The following is a 16,559-nucleotide window of genomic DNA, read 5'->3' on the forward strand; positions in this document are numbered from 1 at the left end:
AAATGAATAAGATCATGAAAAAATATATCGTCCTACTAAGTGCAGTGTTGGCTTTATCTTCCTGCAACGATGATTTTCTAGATAGGTATCCACAGACATCTGTGGCGCCTGAAGAGTTTTTCAAGTCTGAAGAAGATCTTGAACTCTATGTGAATGGTCTGCTCACCATGGCTGGACCAGGTAGCTACCAAGCTGATCAAAGCAGCGATAATATGGCGACAACAGGCGCTATCGAAATCAAAAATGTAATGACTGGCTCTCCAAGTTCGCAAACGCTTACTGGTGGTTGGAACTGGGGAACCTTGAGAAACATCAATTACTTCCTCGATAACTATGAGAAAGCTGTGGCTTCAGATGAAGCTATTGCCCATTATGTAGGTTTGGCAAGATATTACAGAGCCATGTTCTATTTCGGGATGGTAAAGAGATATTCTGATGTGCCTTGGTATGAAAAAACCCTTGATCCAAGTGACCAAGAGCAGTTGTACAAAGCTCGTGATTCCAGAGAAATGGTCATGACCAAGGTCATGGAAGACTTGGAATTTGCTGTAAGCAATGTAAGAGAATCCGTGCCTTCTGGAACACCTAGTCTATCAGCAGTCAAAGCCTTTTATTCTCGCTTGGCTCTATATGAAGGAACTTATAGAAAATACCATTCTGAACTAGGCCTAGAGAGTTCTGCTACTGAGTACTTGCAAAAGGCAAGAGATATGGCAGGAGATATTATGAGCTCTGGTATGTTTTCTATTTATTCTACAGGCAATCCAGCAAGTGATTATTCTAAGCTTTTCACAAGCCAGGATTTAATGGGGAACTCTGAAGTGATTTTGGTCAATCCATATGATGCTAATAAGGACAGAAGCGGTGATATGAATTATACTGTTTTTGGAGATTATGAACAATCTCCATCTAGAGACTTGGTGATGACATATCTAATGAAAGATGGATCAAGCTTTACCAGTATCGATGAGTATCAAAAGCTAGGTTTTGTTGAAGAGTTTCAAGACAGAGATCCGAGATTGATGCAGACCATAGCATATCCAGGATGGGTAAGACAACCAAATGATATACCTTATATCCAATCGTTGAATAAGAACTTTACTGGATATCACCAATTGAAAGGCTATCAAAACACGACTGATAACATTGAAAGTGCAAGTGCAGACTTTGCAGTTTATCGTTATGCGGAAGTTCTGTTGAACTATGCAGAAGCAAAAGTTGAATTGAATGAGCTAACGCAGGGAGACCTTGACATGACTGTGAACGTACTTAGAGAAAGAGCTGGAATGCCTGGATTGAGTATGGCAGATGCTAATATGTCTCCAGATCCATTTCTTATAGCGAAATATCCTAACCTAGGAGGTTCAAATCTTGGCGTTCTTTTGGAAATTAGAAGAGAGAGAAGAGTTGAGCTTGCAGTAGAAGGCTACCGATACGATGATATGATGAGATGGGAAGCTGGTAAATTGTTCGAAAGTATTCCTCAGGGAATGTACTTTGCTGGCCTTGGCAAATATGACTTGACTGGTGATGGCATTGCGGACGTGATCCTGATCAGTAAAGATTCCAGTATACCTGTGGGAGATGAAAAGGAGAAAAACAGCCTTGGCGTCACTTTGGTGTACTACAAAGCAGGTACTATCGATGAGAATGTAGATGTATTCTTGGAGAATGGAGAAAACGGTGGAATGATGGTAACTGAAACAAAAGCTAGAACTTTTGAGTCCCCAAAATATTACTACCGCCCAATTCCTATTCAACAGGTAACATTGAATCCTAATTTGGAGCAGATTTTCGGCTGGAATTAATATAGAATTTTGAAATGGTAAGGTGGCTTGACTCTAAAGGTCAGGCCACTTTCTTATACAATAAACTACAGATTACTAATTAGAATAAGTATGAAAAGAATACTAATGGCCGCTGCCATGGCCTTGCTTGTCTCGCATGGATACGCTCAGGAAAATGCTAAGAAGGTATTATTTGTAATACTGGATGGAATTCCAGCAGATGTAATGGATACGGTAGCCACTCCCAATATTGATAAGATCAGCGCTATCGGCGGATATACAGAAGCAAGTATGGGTGGAGAAATCGGCGGATATTCTGAGACTCCGACTATCTCAGCAGTTGGCTATAATTCTCTATTGACTGGCGTATGGGCAAACAAGCATAACGTCTGGGGCAACAGCATTAAGAATCCGAATTACAATTACTGGACGATTTTTAGGATGTTGAAAGAAGCTGATCCGACTAAGAAAACGGCGATTTTCTCAACGTGGCTGGACAATAGAACCAAGCTGGTTGGAGCAAATTTACCGGAAACTGGAAACTTTGTTTTTGACTATTATTTTGATGGGATGGAGCTGGATAGCTTGAATTTCCCTCATGGCGATGACAGAATTTACATCCATAAAATCGATGAGGCAGTATCCAAAGAAGCTGCCCGCTATATTTCTAAGGAAGCCCCAGACCTATCGTGGATGTACTTGGAATATTCCGATGATATGGGACATGGCTTTGGTAATAGTCCTGAAATGATCGACGGAGTCAAAAAAGCGGATGTACAAATCGGACGCGTGTGGGAAGCAATTCAATACAGAGAGGAAACCTTCGGAGAAGATTGGTTGATCGTCATCACCACAGATCACGGAAGAACTGATGATGGCTTTGGTCATTATGGACAAAGTCCAAGAGAACGGGCTACCTGGATAGTCACGAATTCTAAGTATACCAATTCACATTTTGAGGGAACACCGCAAATGGTGGATATTCTGCCTTCTATAGCCAATCATATGGGCCTTTCTATTCCTAAGAAGATTGCTATGGAGCTGGACGGTACTCCTTTCATCGGTTCGGTGGAGGCTACTGCACTGAAAGCTGAACTGAAGAATGGAGAAATCTCGATGAACTGGGAATCACTTTCCAAAGGTGAAAAAGGAAGAGTTTGGGTATCGACCACCAATGAGTTCAAAACTGGCGGGTTGGATAATTATTGGTTAGTTGGCGAAGTTAACCTAGATGATAAGCAGAAGAAATTTTCACTTAATGGGACTCAATCTGAAATCTTCAAAGTAGTACTTGAAACGCCATCAGGATATTTGAATTACTGGATAGTTAAGTAAGCGGAGGATTATATTACTGATCATAAAAAAGGGGTTAGCCTAGCATTTTTGCTAGGCTAACCCCTTTTTCAATTAGCTAGACTAAGTTCTAATCCAAGATCACTTTTTCTTTCTTAGGGTATTTGACTTCGTACTGTAGAGGAATGACTTGCTGCTGACCGGCTGGAATGGTCAATTGCCAGGTGACTTTGCCTGTCTGAGGATCAAGTTTTCCTCCGGAAAGAGCCAATGCTTCTACTGTAATCTCGGATTTGAAGGGGGTTTCCTTTATTTCCTGAGAAAAGGCCGCAAAGGCGAACAGAGAAAGTATCAGACTAAAAGAGAATTTTTTCATAGTGGAGAAGTTAAACTATTAATGACGTGATATTTCTACGCTTTACGAAATCCAGTGTTCACAATTCATGTGTTAAGAATTCAAAAGAGTGTCGTTTCATAAATTATTTCCTCCTAGTCTAACTGGGTTTATTAACTTTGCGCACTTAAAATATCTTTTGACATTCCGCTTTTCTGCATGACTATTACTCAAACCATAATCATTGCCATCATCGAGGGCTTAACTGAATTTTTGCCTGTTTCATCTACAGGACACATGATTTTGGCATCCGCAGCCATGAATATTCACGAAGAGGAATTTGTCAAAACCTTCGAGATTTTCATTCAGTTGGGAGCGATTCTGGCGATTGCACTGATGTATATCAAGCGATTTTTTCAGGGAATAAACATTTATCTAAAATTGCTGGCGGCATTTATTCCCACGGCGATTATTGGTTTGCTGGCCTATGATTATATAAAAGCCTATTTATTCAACCCGATTGTCGTTTCGGTTTCCCTGATCGTAGGTGGTATTATCTTGATTTTCGTTGACAAAAAAGTGGTGAATACTGAGACTAAAGTCGCTGAAGTGGAAGACATGTCTTACAAGAATGCTTTTTTCATCGGTTTGTTTCAATGCCTTTCTATGGTGCCAGGTACTTCTCGTGCAGCTGCCACTATTATTGGAGGCGTTTTTAATGGCTTGAATAAAAAGCAGGCGACGGAGTTTTCTTTCCTTTTGGCAGTTCCTACTATGATGGCTGCTTCAGGTTATGATCTGCTCAAGACAGATTTGGTCTTTACAAACGATCAACTTTTAATGTTAGCCATAGGAACAGTAGTAGCATTTATTACAGCTTGGTTTGCCGTAAAAGTGTTCCTGAAGTTTGTTTCAAAAAATGGCTTTACCGCCTTTGGATACTATAGAATTGCTTTGGGAATTTTGTTCTTGATCTTTATGTGGGGGACGGATTTAGGGTAGTCTTTTCTAATTCCCTGAGATAAATACCGTTCTTTAAACAAGCGAAAAATAGCCCGATTATTAATTAATCGGGCTATTTACTTTTATGCAGTTTGTTTGGCGTGTTTGCCTTCCCTGAATTCTTCCACCATTTTCTTGTTAAATGCCGGTAAATCTTTTGGACTTCTAGAAGTAACGAGGCCTCTGTCTACGACGACCTCCTCATCTACCCAATGTGCTCCTGAATTCTCAAGGTCTTTTCTTATTGATTCAAATGAAGTCAACGTACGACCATTAGTCACTCCTGCTTGAATCAGCATCTGAGGTCCATGGCATATCGCTGCTACTGGTTTATGATCATCGAAAAAGCTTTTTACAAAATTGACTGAAGTCATATCCCTTCTTAATAAATCGGGATTGATCACTCCTCCAGGTATCATTAGTGAGTCAAAATCTTTAGCGCTTACCTGATCGACCCGAGCATCTACTTTCATCTCATCACTCCAATTACCATTCTTCCAGCCTTTTATATGATCATTTTCTGGAGAAATAATAAATACTTCTGCTCCTTCATGTTCAAGAGCACGTTTTGGTTCTACAAGTTCTGATTCTTCAAATCCATTTGTAGCAAGAATAGCTACTCTTACATCTTTTAATAAACTCATGGTAATCGTGGTTAAGTTGGTAATTACCTCTCTCAAAGAGAAAGTAGCTTCGGTTTGGAAGCAGTAATAGGATCACCAACACTGTTCCAAAAAACGAATCCTGCCTTAATGGATTTAAGGCAGGATTCAAGTTTTCTAGTATTGGATTAATTCCACAATCTGAGAATTCAAGTCACATAAGTGGGAGCTTCCTGAAGTTCTCTATCCAATTATTTGAAGTCTAAGAAGTTTTTACTAAGCCATTTTTCCTCCAAACTGATTTTGCACCAGTCTCCTTTTATTGTCGAAATAAAAATCTCCTCAGATTTCATCAGGTTGTCTACTATTGCGTACTCAGCACCTGGTCCACTTCTTACCCTAAGTACATTGGCATTTACTGTGGCTCTTTGTACATCTGTTGTATATTTTCCATATACCCAGTGAGATTGGCTATTTGATATTTTCAGCCATCCGTTTGATTCTTCATATATTCTTAGAATTGCTCCCAATTGTGCGGCTTCCCTATCGGAGGCCTTGGATGCAGAGCCACGGGGCTCAGTTCGAATATTAAGTGAATCAGCGGTGACTGCGACATATTTATCTATACCAGGAGGCTGATGAGGAATTGGAGTGCTTTGAAGAGCTTGTTCTACCAGAGGTAGGAAATTGGTCATGCAATCTTGGACCTTATTTCCTCCAAAGAAATTAGTACCTGGACAGGATTTATTTCCGCCAGTACCATTGTTACGTTTCCCGGTGCTCAGCTCAAACCAGTGATGATAAATAATGCTGAAGGTATTCACGGGAAGTCTAAATTTATCACAAAGGGCGGCAGTCATTTGGATAATGGCGAGTCGATGCTCATTCGTCATTGTATCTCCATCTTTATCAAAATTGCCCAAGTGTTCAATGCAAATGGAATCTCGATTAGCACCGAAAATGCAAGCTGGAGTTGATTCCAATGATCTTCCGGTGAGTATCGTACCATCTGGAAAGCTGGTAAAATGCTGCCCAATATCACTCCATCCATTATTTCGAACGTGGTGATTTTTCATGGCTAGTTGCCTTTCGAAATGATTACTTCCATTGAAATGTGTATAACTCGGACTCCAGGTATGATGCTGCTGAATAGTGAGTATTGTACGTGCAATCCGTTGAGACTGAATCCAAGGAATAAATTCAGCTATGCTCATTTTCAAAAAACCATTTTTACTTTCCATGCTTATTTCAAATTAAAAGTGAAAAATTCTGATTATCAATTTAATGAGATTTGATTAATCATTGAAAATGAACAGATTATAATTTGATCACACATACTAATTTGTTACTTCGGATGTTTTGATAAAACTGCTGTTGCTCTCTGGCATTTTACCAGAACTAATTAATAGTTTGCAGAAAAATATTACTGACCCTTCCTTTCCATTCTTTACTCATCATGAAAGCATTTTTGATTATTGCCATTTCACTGTTAGGATTGTCACAAAGCCTTGTTGCTCAAAATGAGTATAAGGCATCTATAATAGAATATCAGCATGAGCTTAATGAGGAATACAAAAACCCCAAAGAATCACCCTTATCCCCTGCAGAGCGAAAGGCTTTTACAGGACATCATTTCTTCCCAATTGACGAGAAATATCATGTGATTGCCAAGTTTGAAATACTGCCTGTTGCAAGTATTTATCAAATGAAAACTACCGCAAATTCTATCAAGGATTACGATGTATATGGAATTGCAACATTCATATTGGATGGAAAAGAATACCAACTAAATATCTACCAAAGTCATCAACTCAGAACACAGGAAAAATACAAGGACCATCTTTTTCTACCATTTACTGACCAAACCAATGGAGCAGATACGTATGGAGGCGGGAGATATATAGATTTGAAAATTCCTGCTGGAGATACGATAGAGCTGGATTTTAATAAGGCATACAATCCTTACTGCGCCTATGCAACTGGCTATGCCTGCCCAATTCCACCAAAGGAAAATGATCTTTCATTGGCTGTCAAAGCTGGTGTGATGTTAAGTAAGTAGATCCACTCATTTACTAGAAATCAGACCTTTATTCGCTTTATATTGAAAGGCAGCCTGAAGACTGTATTATATTAGCTCCAAGTTAGGAGACTTGAGCCATGACCATAGATTTGATCAAAAATTACTTCTGACTAATCAAGACGTAGGACAAGATTGTATTATTTGTGAAATCCTCTACGGCCTTTGCGGAAAAAGCTATCAAAAAAAATCCCCATCAAAATCAATTGATGGGGATTTGAATACCTTAAGTATATCTTAATTTCCTTTTTCGCCGATAGAGATCATTGCACATCTGAAACCAATATGATTGGTAGCAGAATCCTGATGCATAAATCTTCTAGTACCTGGAGCTAACCAATACGTTACATCTCTCCAAGATCCGCCTTTATAAACTCTAAGTTCATCTGTAAGCATGGAGGTCTGATAAGTGTCTTCTTCATCGTTTACACCAGTATTTCTCACTGGGTTAAGATCATCAAAGTCTTGGTACGAAAGTGGACGGTAAATATCCTGAACCCATTCGTTCATATTTCCAGCCATATGGTACAATCCGAAATCATTTGGAGCCATATCATACACATTAGTAGGGATGATATCTCCATCATTTCTTTGACCTCCAGAAATTCCGCCGTAATCACCTCTACCTCTTTTGAAGTTGGCAAGGAAGTCACCTTGCTTACCTTTTCTCTTTACGTTGTATGGGTTACGAACACCTCTTCCATCCCAAGGATAGATTCGGCCATATTCCTGATTTTCGTCTAGGTATTGAGTACCGATCATTGCCTTAGCAGCATATTCCCATTCTGCTTCTGTAGGTAGTCTATAGTCAGCTAGTGCAACACCTCTTTCAATAAGTTGAGTTTTGGTGAACGTGGAATCAATTCCTCTTTCTTTTCTAATAATTTCCTGAACGAAATCAGTTCTCCATTTGGAATAAGCATTAGCCTGCGTCCAGGACACACCTGCTACAGGGTAAAAGTTGAAACCTGGAAATCTGAAATAGTATGACTGATACATGTCATTGAAACTCATCTCACCACCTGCCCACACATTATCTTTAGGCTCCAGTTTAAGAAGTGAATCAGCACTTACTTTTTTGCCCATATCGAACAAATACTCTCGATAGTCATTATTAGTGACTTCAGTTTCATCCAGATAGAAGTTCGAAAGTGTTACAGTTCTTTCCTGATTATCACGGAAAGCCATTACATCTTCCTCTTGTGAACCTAGAACGGCTCTACCTCCTTGGATAAATTTCAAGTTTGGCCCTGGAATTTGCTCGGCATTTTTGGCTACAAAAAATTGAGTAGAATCGTTTTCATCAAAACTGAATTCTGCTCCAGTGGTAGCACTTTTTTTGCCAGGCTTATCAGCAGTTCTTCTGCCGTAGCCAGGAGTTTTGTTACAAGAGGTCAAAATAGAGCTTCCGGCTATCGCCAAAGCTGCTACCCACATTCCCCAAGATTTGTTACTCAGACGCATATATGTAATTGTTTAAGGTCTTTTTCAGTGTGCTAATATAATTGCAATGTAATGCACTTGCAATGATTTGGGATGAAGTCCTAGTATTCCATTTGCCTAAAAACAGCCAGAATCCCAGAATATCAACAAAATCGATAGGCAAATCTGCAATTTTTATGCCATTAAAATTATTTCAAAATCATGCATCATTCATCTCTTTAAGCTTAATCTGGGCCTTAGAAATGGTAGAAACATTCGATAGTGTAAGAATCAAACGATTTTTGTACTCCTTTATTTTGCAAAGTTTACTATTCATCTGTGCAAATCGCATAACTTTTTGAAAAATATCTGATGAATAGTAATCGTCCCGGGTAGATGGCAGTAAATGACACTTCATAAGATTGCCCTTCAATACAAGTTTCTCAATTCCAAGCTTTTCTGCTTTCCATCGCAAGCGTACAGTTTCCATTAGATCTACTACAGAATCAGGCAATGGGCCGAATCTATCCAAAAGCATGGTAGAAAATTTTGCCAATTCCTCTTCATTCTTGATCGCATCAAGCTTGGAATACAACCCTAATCTCTCGCTGATATTTCCAACATACTCTTCTGGAATAAGTAGCTCCAGATCAGTTTCTATTGTGCAATCCTGGACCAGCACCTTGACTTGCTCTGCCAATTCCGTTTCAAATAAAGCTGCAAACTCATTCTCTTTAAGTTCTTGGACAGCTTCATCGAGGATTTTGTGATACATTTCAAAGCCCAAATCAGTGATAAAACCACTTTGCTCAGCTCCCAATAAATTACCAGCGCCTCGAATGTCCAGATCTTTCATCGCGACTTTGAATCCATCGCCTAAGTCTGAGAACTCCTCGAGAGTTTGCATGCGCTTTCTAGCTTCTGCCGTCAAGCCAGACATAGGCTGGGTAAGTAGATAGCAGAAAGCCTTCTTATTACTTCGACCTACTCTTCCACGCATCTGGTGCAAATCACTCATACCAAACATGTGAGCGCGGTTGATTATAATCGTGTTGGCGTTTGGGATATCGAGCCCAGACTCAATAATGTTGGTAGACACGAGTACATCATATTCGTGATGGATAAAATCTACCATCACCTTTTCCAGCTTTTTACCATCCATCTGACCGTGAGCGCCAGCTACGCGAGCATCGGGCACAAGTTTCATAATCAGATTGGCAATCGAGTCAATTTCACCGACTCGGTTATGTACGAAGAAAACCTGTCCTCCTCTTCTTAATTCGTAAGACACGGCATCTCTAATTACTTCTTCTTGGAAGGTTTGAACTTCCGTAGTTACCGGCTGACGGTTTGGCGGAGGAGTAGCGATTACGGACAAATCTCTTGCTCCCATTAGGGAAAAGTGTAAGGTCCTTGGAATCGGCGTAGCAGTTAAAGTAAGCACATCTACGTTTAAACGCAGATTTTTCAGCTGATCCTTGACTTTCACACCAAACTTCTGCTCCTCATCAATTACCAAAAGCCCCAAATCTCTGAAGACAATATCTTTATTGACGATCCTATGTGTACCTATTAGGATATCGATCTCTCCGGTTTTCACCTGAGCGATGATTTCCTTGATATCTTTTGCTGTTCGAAAGCGATTGATGTATTCGATTTTTACAGGGAAATTTTCCAATCGCTCACTGAACGTCTGGTAATGCTGCATAGCCAGAATTGTCGTAGGCACCAAAATGGCAACTTGCTTACGATCATTTACAGCTTTGAACGCTGCACGGATCGCAACTTCAGTTTTCCCAAATCCCACATCACCACAGACCAGTCTATCCATTGGATAGGACTTTTCCATATCAGTTTTGACATCCTGAGTAGCGATAGCTTGATCTGGCGTGTCCTCATAGATGAAAGAAGATTCCAACTCGATCTGAAGTACAGAATCTGGATGGAAAGCAAAACCTGCGGCGGATCTTCGCTTGGCATAAAGCGCAATCAAGTCCTTGGCTATGTCCTTAACTTGTTTTTTAGCTCTGGTTTTCTTGTTCTCCCACTCGGGAGATCCAAGTTTGGACATGGATGGAACAGCACCTTCTTGTCCCGAAAACTTAGAGATTTTATGTAAAGAGTGGATGTTCACATAGAGCAAATCATCGTCTCTAAAGACTAATCGTACTGCTTCCTGCATTTTGCCAGCTACGTCCACTTTTTCCAACCCTGCAAAACGCCCCACTCCATAATCCACATGGACGATATAATCGCCAGGATGAAGAGCTTTCAGTTCCTTAATAGTAAGAGCTTTAGATTTACTGGCTTTGTCGCGGGTTTTGTAGCGATGGAATCGCTCAAAAAGCTGATGATCTGTAAAGCAGGCGATTTTCGATTGCCTATCTTCAAATCCTTCCCGCAAGCCGAGAAGCATACTTTGCACTTGCAAAGTCGGATCCAATTCTTTGAAAATACCTAGCAGTCTATCGATTTGCTTAGCATTCTCGGCAGTCAGTATATTGACAAATCCTTTCTTTTCATTCTCAGAAAGTTGCGCAACCAATAAGTCAAAGTTCTTATTGAAAGATGCCTGGGGCTGCGATTCCCATGTGAATGGTTTGGCATTTTTCAGATAAAACTGCTTCCCAAATTCTACCCTGGAAAAGTTCGCCGATGTAGTGGCAAAGTCAGATCCTTTATCAAATAAATCCCCAGGACCGAGGACAACTTTAGTATTATTTGTTTTGTGGACGATTTGGTCAAAAGCCAAGGAAGCTTTGTGAAAGCACTCGTCCATTACATCCAAGGTCAGCTGGTAATCTTTGATCCACACGATCGTCTGCTCCGGCAAAAAACCCAGAAATGACTGCCTGACCTCTTGAAGAAGTTTGGTTTGAACATTCGGGATCAGCGCTATTTGCTCTACGCTGGCGATAGATAACTGCGTCTCAGGATCAAAAGTCCGGATGCTTTCTATCTCTTTACCAAAAAGCTCTAGTCTATAAGGGCTCTCATTTGAAAATGAAAACACATCCAAAATCCCCCCACGAATCGCGAATTGCCCTGGTTCATAGACAAATTCAGTACGTTCAAAATCGTAGCTAGCCAGAATTTCAGTGACGAACTCCATGTCTACCTGCTCCCCGACTTTGGCTGAAAAGGTATTCTCAAGAAGTGAGCGTTTGTTGATTACCCGCTCATAGATTGCTTCTGGATAGGTGATGATAATTCGTGATTTTCCTTTCTCTTCAAGCACCAGATTGAGAATTTCGGAGCGCATCAGCACATTTGCATTGTCAATCTCCTCGTATTGATATGCCCTTTTAAAACTCGAAGGGAAGATCATATGCTCTTCACTATCCAGCAGATTCTGAAGATCCGAATTGAGGTAAGCAGCTTCCTCTTTGTCTTGAGCTACTATAAGGTGGAATCCACCCTTGGTTGCATATAGAGCTGAGAATAGCACCATATCCAAACTGCCAGATAATCCCTTTATCTGGTATGTAAGCCTATCGCTACTTGAAATCTCATGCGCGATAGTTTGAAAAATGGGGTCTGATTGATAGATTGAAAGAAAGTCCTGACGATCCAATAGCTTGTGATTTTAATACTAGGTTGGTGGGGCAAAGTTACTGCTTTATGAATCTTAAAGGTTGATTTAAAGCGCCTTTTCCCAGCTAATAAACATTTGAAGTAGATAAGAGTTCAGATTAAATAAATGACCCCTATGCGATTAGAACTCTCTTGTCAGGTAAATCAAGACTTTTTGAAAGTCAAAGCAGGTTTCAATGAATCTCTTTTTTCGAAACTTAGCCCTCCATTTCCGCCCGTCAACCTAGTGCGGTATGATGGATCAGAAACGGGAGATATGGTATCGATGGAGCTGAATTTCCTTTTTTTCAAACAGAAATGGACGAGTAAAATCACAGATAATCATACCGATTCAAAGGAATACTACTTTGTGGATGAAGGGGTAGAACTGCCTTTTTTCCTAAAAAGGTGGAAACATAAGCATAGGATTATCAAAGAGGGAGCTAGTACAATTATTAGAGATGAAATAGAATTTAAAGCACCTTTTGGGCTTTTGTCTTTGCTGCTTTATCCTGCACTTTACATTCAGTTTGCCTATAGGAAACCTATTTACAAAAAGGTATTTGCTTAAATCTCCTGTAAGTTTCCGCAATTTATGATCTCGCAATCTCCATAAAGGACAAGCGAATGGGTTTTGATGGCAGATCTAAAAGTTTTACCTATTTCTTCTTTGATTTCGTTGATTTTGGGATCGGAAAACTCCCTGATCTTTCGGCATTGATTACAGACATGGTGATCATGGTGCTTGTAAGTCAGTGCTTGTTCGTAGAGCGCTACTTTGTCTTTGAATTGGTGCTTTACGGCTAATCCACTTTCTACCAGTAGGTCCAGCGTGTTGTAAATGGTCGCTCGGCTAATGGTATAACCCTTATTTCTCATACTTAGAAATAGACCTTCTACGTCCATATGCTCATCTTCTGGAAGTGAGTAAAGTTCGTCGATCACTGAAAATCTTTCAGGGGTTTTCCTGCTTCCTTGTTTCGTAAGAAAGTTTTCAAAGATTTTTTTAGCCTTTTCTATTAGGGCCTTGTCTGCCATAGGGTCAAAATAATTTGAAATAAAGATGAGTCATTATCCATTTTTTGGCAAACCTGAGGGCATAATCGGAGTAATTTGGTTTCAATCTAATTAAAACTAACTCGATTGATTCCATTAACAAAAGGAGTGAAATCAATAGATTTTAAATGACATTTCATCTAAAACCCAAAAAACCGAGTAACTTATTTGTGACATCAGGGTTTCATCATTATATGAATAAACGCCTACCTCTTTTCCTCTTTCTTCTACTTGCTACACAGTTTCTCTGTATAGCTCAAGTGCCTGGGTTTTTTATGAAAGAGGATAAGCGTAAGGTCGTTATTCCGTTTTATGCTTCAAATAGTCTGATCATTATTCCTGTTTCTATCAATGGAAATACACCTCTAAATTTCTTAGTGGATACAGGAGTTCGTTCTAATATTTTATTCAGTAAAATACTAGGGGACGCTTTGGAGTTGGATTACACTAGGCGACTGAAACTCGTGGGAGCAGATGGGAATGATGACCTCATGGCATCCGTTTCTCCGATTAATCACTTTGACGTGGGTCCGGTGGAAGGGATTTTTCAAAGCCTACTTGTCTTGGAGGATGAATTTCTGGAGCTGGAGTCAGTCATCGGAGTTCCTATCTATGGGATTTTGGGATCTGAATTTTTCAAGTTCAATCCTGTGAAAATAAACTATGACAAAGGAGAAATAACCTTTTTCAGGACAAGCGCTATGAAATGGAAGCCTCCTTTTTATAGAAAACTAGACATGAGTATTGATGATAACAAACCTTATATCAATGCTGAAGTGAGGCAAAAGGATGGTTCATTTATTTACCCCAAGTTGCTAATCGACACTGGCGCAAATCATGGCTTATTACTTAATAGAGAAACCACAGATGATATTACCATGCCTACGCTATTTATAGAATCAGCCTTGGGCCAAAGTTTAGGAGGCGTTTTGTATGGGTTTATTGGTCGAGTGGATTATCTGAGATTGGCCAATTTCAAATTGGATGAAGTGCTCACTTCCTATCCAAATGAGACTCCTTTCAGTTATGTGATTCAAAACTCGGGGCGCTATGGCAGTTTGGGAGCAGAGGTATTGGGGAGGACGCGTCTTATTTTTGATTACCCAAGAAATCGCCTCTTAGTGCGAAAAGCAGAGAATTTTTACATGCCTTTTGAATACGATATGAGTGGAATGTCATTGAAAAAGATTCCTAATGATGATAATCGGATTTACGTTTCAGAAATTCGAGCGGGATCTCCAGCCCAACGAGTAGGAGTATTAGCTTTCGATGAAATATTAACGATTAACAAAGTCCCAACCTTCATTTGGGAGCTTGGAGAAATCAACAAGTTGTTAAGATCGAAAGCTGGCAAGGAGATTATTATAGAGATTCGCAGATACGAAGGGGATGATATCACCAAATGGGAAGATCACAAATTCACCTTTACCCTGAGGAAGCAGATTTAGCTGGCTTTTTGGTTGTGTTCAGATAAAAGCGGTAATTTTGAGTGACGGAAGGAGGAATAATCAAACCTCTGTTTCTTAAATACGTGTGTAATCAAGTTGTAAAATCAATAAAAACCATATGAAAAAATTCTTAATCCCTATTGGTATCCTTCTGGTGCTCGGTATTTTTATTTATACCAAAGCAGTTGGTACTTATAATACTTTTGTCCAAACAGAAGAAGTAATCAATGGCCAGTGGGCTGAAGTGGAGACACAATATCAAAGAAGATCTGACCTTATTCCTAATTTGGTAAGTACAGTGAAGGGATATGCAGAGTTTGAGCAAGAGACTTTGACTGGCGTGATCGAAGCTAGAGCAAAAGCTACTTCAGTAAATGTAGATGCGTCGAATCTTACTCCAGAAAAATTGGCTGAATTCCAAGGCGCACAAGACCAGCTTGGCGGTGCTTTAAGTAGATTATTGGTGAGCGTAGAGCGTTATCCTGAGCTTAAAGCCAATCAAAATTTCCTAGAATTGCAAGCTCAGCTCGAGGGCACAGAAAATAGAATCGCTGTAGCTAGACGTAACTTCAATCAGTCCGTTCAGGATTACAATTCAAATCTTAGAACTTTCCCGAACAACATTTTTGCGGGTTGGTACGGATTTGAGCAGAAAGGCTATTTTGAGGCCACTGCAGGATCCGAAAATGCACCTACAGTTCAGTTTTAATACCAAATAATCATGTCTGAGAAATTATTCTCAACGGCAGACCGGGAAGCTATCGTTAATGCGATCCGGTCTGCTGAAGTTTCCACCTCTGGAGAAATCCAAGTTCATATAGAAAGTCGTTGCAAAGGCGAGGTACTTGATCGTGCCGTGAAGGTATTTGACACTTTAAAAATGCATCAGACGAAAGATCGCAATGGGGTTTTATTCTATCTTGCCGTAGTTGATAAGCGCTTTGCAATTTTAGGCGATAAAGGCATCAACGAAGTAGTTCCGGAAGATTTCTGGGAAAAAATAAAAGAACACATGGCTGGCTTATTTAAGCAGGGTCAATTTACACAAGGTCTGATCGACGGTATTCACATGGCCGGCGAGCAACTTGGAACGCATTTCCCTTATCAGGGTGATTCAGACATAAACGAACTTCCTGATGAGATTTCTTTTGGATCATAAGATTCACCCCCTTTTATTAATTTTATTTCTTTTTTCACTTGGTCTTCAGGCTCAGGACTTCCCTCCTGCGCCTAATCCACCAAGACTAGTGAATGATTATACCAATACCCTTTCAGCAGCTGAAGTGGCACAATTGGAAAGTAAATTGGTTGCTTACAATGACAGTACATCCACGCAGATTGCGATTGTGATGATGCGCTCTGTAGGTCAATACGATATTTCTGATTATGCTTTTCGCCTTGGCCAAGCCTGGGGGATCGGTGGTGGAGAAAATGATAATGGGATATTGATCCTATCAGCAATGGACGACCATAAAGTTTTCATTGCGACTGGTTATGGGATGGAGGGAGCTGTTCCTGATGCCTTGGCGAAACGTATCGTAGAAGGTTTGATTCTGCCCAATTTCCGTAAAGAAGCATATTATGAAGGTCTTAATGAGGCTACTGATATGATCTTCAAGCTAGCGTCTGGCGAATACACAGCTGAGGATATAGAGTCGCAAGGCAATAGTGGCGGAGCCATTTTCATGATCCTGTTCTTCATTTTCATCTTTGTGATTCTACCTCTTTTGAGAAATAGAAATGATAACAATAATCACATGGGAGGCAGAGGTGGAGGAGTAGGTATCTGGAGTACTATCCTGCTGGCAAATATGCTAGGCGGTGGTGGTCGTGGATATTCTGGCGGCGGTGGCTTCGGTGGCGGCGGAGGATTTGGCGGCGGCGGAGGCGGTGGCTTCGGAGGTTTCGGAGGCGGTGGCTTCGGAGGCGGTGGAGCTGGCGGTGGCTGGTAAGAATTATATAAAA

The 16,559-nt window shown here is 40.3% G+C and carries 15 protein-coding genes; 9 read left to right on the forward strand and 6 right to left on the reverse strand.

Annotated features, from left to right (window positions below; all coding sequences use genetic code 11):
* Positions 1-14 precede the first annotated feature (14 nt).
* Together ESV85_RS03330 and ESV85_RS03335 are read left to right on the forward strand one after the other, a co-directional pair.
* Positions 15-1,808 (forward strand): RagB/SusD family nutrient uptake outer membrane protein, encoded by a 1,794-nt coding sequence (locus ESV85_RS03330; RefSeq protein ID WP_146914809.1) that lies wholly within the window; start codon positions 15-17, stop codon positions 1,806-1,808.
* A gap of 90 nt (positions 1,809-1,898) precedes the next feature.
* Positions 1,899-3,122: an alkaline phosphatase family protein gene (locus tag ESV85_RS03335; protein WP_146914810.1), complete on the forward strand. Its 1,224-nt coding sequence runs from the start codon at positions 1,899-1,901 to the stop codon at positions 3,120-3,122.
* 88 nt (positions 3,123-3,210) lie between these two features.
* Here ESV85_RS03335 and ESV85_RS03340 read toward each other — a convergent pair whose 3' ends face one another.
* Positions 3,211-3,456: a DUF4139 domain-containing protein gene (locus ESV85_RS03340; RefSeq protein WP_146914811.1), complete on the reverse strand. Its 246-nt coding sequence runs from the start codon at positions 3,454-3,456 to the stop codon at positions 3,211-3,213.
* Positions 3,457-3,633: 177 nt separating this feature from the next.
* On the opposite strand from ESV85_RS03340, the gene ESV85_RS03345 reads away from it, so the two are divergent.
* On the forward strand, positions 3,634-4,416 hold the full coding sequence (locus ESV85_RS03345) for an undecaprenyl-diphosphate phosphatase (RefSeq protein WP_146914812.1): 783 nt from the start codon (positions 3,634-3,636) through the stop codon (positions 4,414-4,416).
* Between the two features lie 83 nt (positions 4,417-4,499).
* Here ESV85_RS03345 and ESV85_RS03350 read toward each other — a convergent pair whose 3' ends face one another.
* Both ESV85_RS03350 and ESV85_RS03355 read right to left on the reverse strand, forming a co-directional pair.
* Positions 4,500-5,060: a type 1 glutamine amidotransferase domain-containing protein gene (locus ESV85_RS03350; protein ID WP_146914813.1), complete on the reverse strand. Its 561-nt coding sequence runs from the start codon at positions 5,058-5,060 to the stop codon at positions 4,500-4,502.
* A gap of 209 nt (positions 5,061-5,269) precedes the next feature.
* Positions 5,270-6,259 carry an N-acetylmuramoyl-L-alanine amidase gene (locus tag ESV85_RS03355; protein ID WP_146914814.1) on the reverse strand — a complete coding sequence of 330 codons (990 nt, stop codon included), beginning with the start codon at positions 6,257-6,259 and terminating at the stop codon, positions 5,270-5,272.
* Between the two features lie 215 nt (positions 6,260-6,474).
* Between ESV85_RS03355 and ESV85_RS03360 the strand changes: the two genes are divergently transcribed.
* Positions 6,475-7,077, forward strand: coding sequence for a DUF1684 domain-containing protein (locus tag ESV85_RS03360; RefSeq protein WP_146914815.1), 603 nt, complete (start codon positions 6,475-6,477; stop codon positions 7,075-7,077).
* A gap of 255 nt (positions 7,078-7,332) precedes the next feature.
* Here the strand turns inward: ESV85_RS03360 and gldJ are convergent, their stop codons facing one another.
* Complete coding sequence (gene gldJ / locus ESV85_RS03365) at positions 7,333-8,559, reverse strand: gliding motility lipoprotein GldJ (protein ID WP_146914816.1); 1,227 nt, start codon at positions 8,557-8,559, stop codon at positions 7,333-7,335.
* A gap of 178 nt (positions 8,560-8,737) precedes the next feature.
* Complete coding sequence (gene mfd / locus ESV85_RS03370; RefSeq protein ID WP_146914817.1) at positions 8,738-12,091, reverse strand: transcription-repair coupling factor; 3,354 nt, start codon at positions 12,089-12,091, stop codon at positions 8,738-8,740.
* Between the two features lie 135 nt (positions 12,092-12,226).
* On the opposite strand from mfd, the gene ESV85_RS03375 reads away from it, so the two are divergent.
* On the forward strand, positions 12,227-12,661 hold the full coding sequence (locus tag ESV85_RS03375) for an SRPBCC family protein (RefSeq protein ID WP_146914818.1): 435 nt from the start codon (positions 12,227-12,229) through the stop codon (positions 12,659-12,661).
* On the opposite strand, the gene ESV85_RS03380 is transcribed toward ESV85_RS03375, so the two are convergent.
* Positions 12,658-13,128, reverse strand: coding sequence for a Fur family transcriptional regulator (locus ESV85_RS03380; protein ID WP_146914819.1), 471 nt, complete (start codon positions 13,126-13,128; stop codon positions 12,658-12,660). The two genes, ESV85_RS03375 and ESV85_RS03380, sit on opposite strands and share 4 nt — an antisense overlap.
* Positions 13,129-13,340: 212 nt before the next feature.
* Between ESV85_RS03380 and ESV85_RS03385 the strand changes: the two genes are divergently transcribed.
* The 4 genes from ESV85_RS03385 to ESV85_RS03400 all read left to right on the forward strand — a co-directional run bounded on the left by ESV85_RS03385 (position 13,341) and on the right by ESV85_RS03400 (position 16,546).
* Entirely contained in the window at positions 13,341-14,594 is a 1,254-nt protein-coding gene (locus tag ESV85_RS03385) for an aspartyl protease family protein (protein WP_146914820.1), read from the forward strand.
* 118 nt (positions 14,595-14,712) lie between these two features.
* Positions 14,713-15,303, forward strand: coding sequence for a LemA family protein (locus ESV85_RS03390; protein ID WP_146914821.1), 591 nt, complete (start codon positions 14,713-14,715; stop codon positions 15,301-15,303).
* 12 nt (positions 15,304-15,315) lie between these two features.
* Complete coding sequence (locus tag ESV85_RS03395) at positions 15,316-15,753, forward strand: TPM domain-containing protein (RefSeq protein WP_146914822.1); 438 nt, start codon at positions 15,316-15,318, stop codon at positions 15,751-15,753.
* Positions 15,731-16,546, forward strand: coding sequence for a TPM domain-containing protein (locus tag ESV85_RS03400; RefSeq protein ID WP_146914823.1), 816 nt, complete (start codon positions 15,731-15,733; stop codon positions 16,544-16,546). Before ESV85_RS03395 ends, ESV85_RS03400 begins: the two co-directional genes overlap by 23 nt.
* Positions 16,547-16,559: the final 13 nt, after the last annotated feature.

Source organism: Algoriphagus aquimarinus (assembly GCF_007997215.1).
GTDB lineage: Bacteria > Bacteroidota > Bacteroidia > Cytophagales > Cyclobacteriaceae > Algoriphagus > Algoriphagus aquimarinus_A.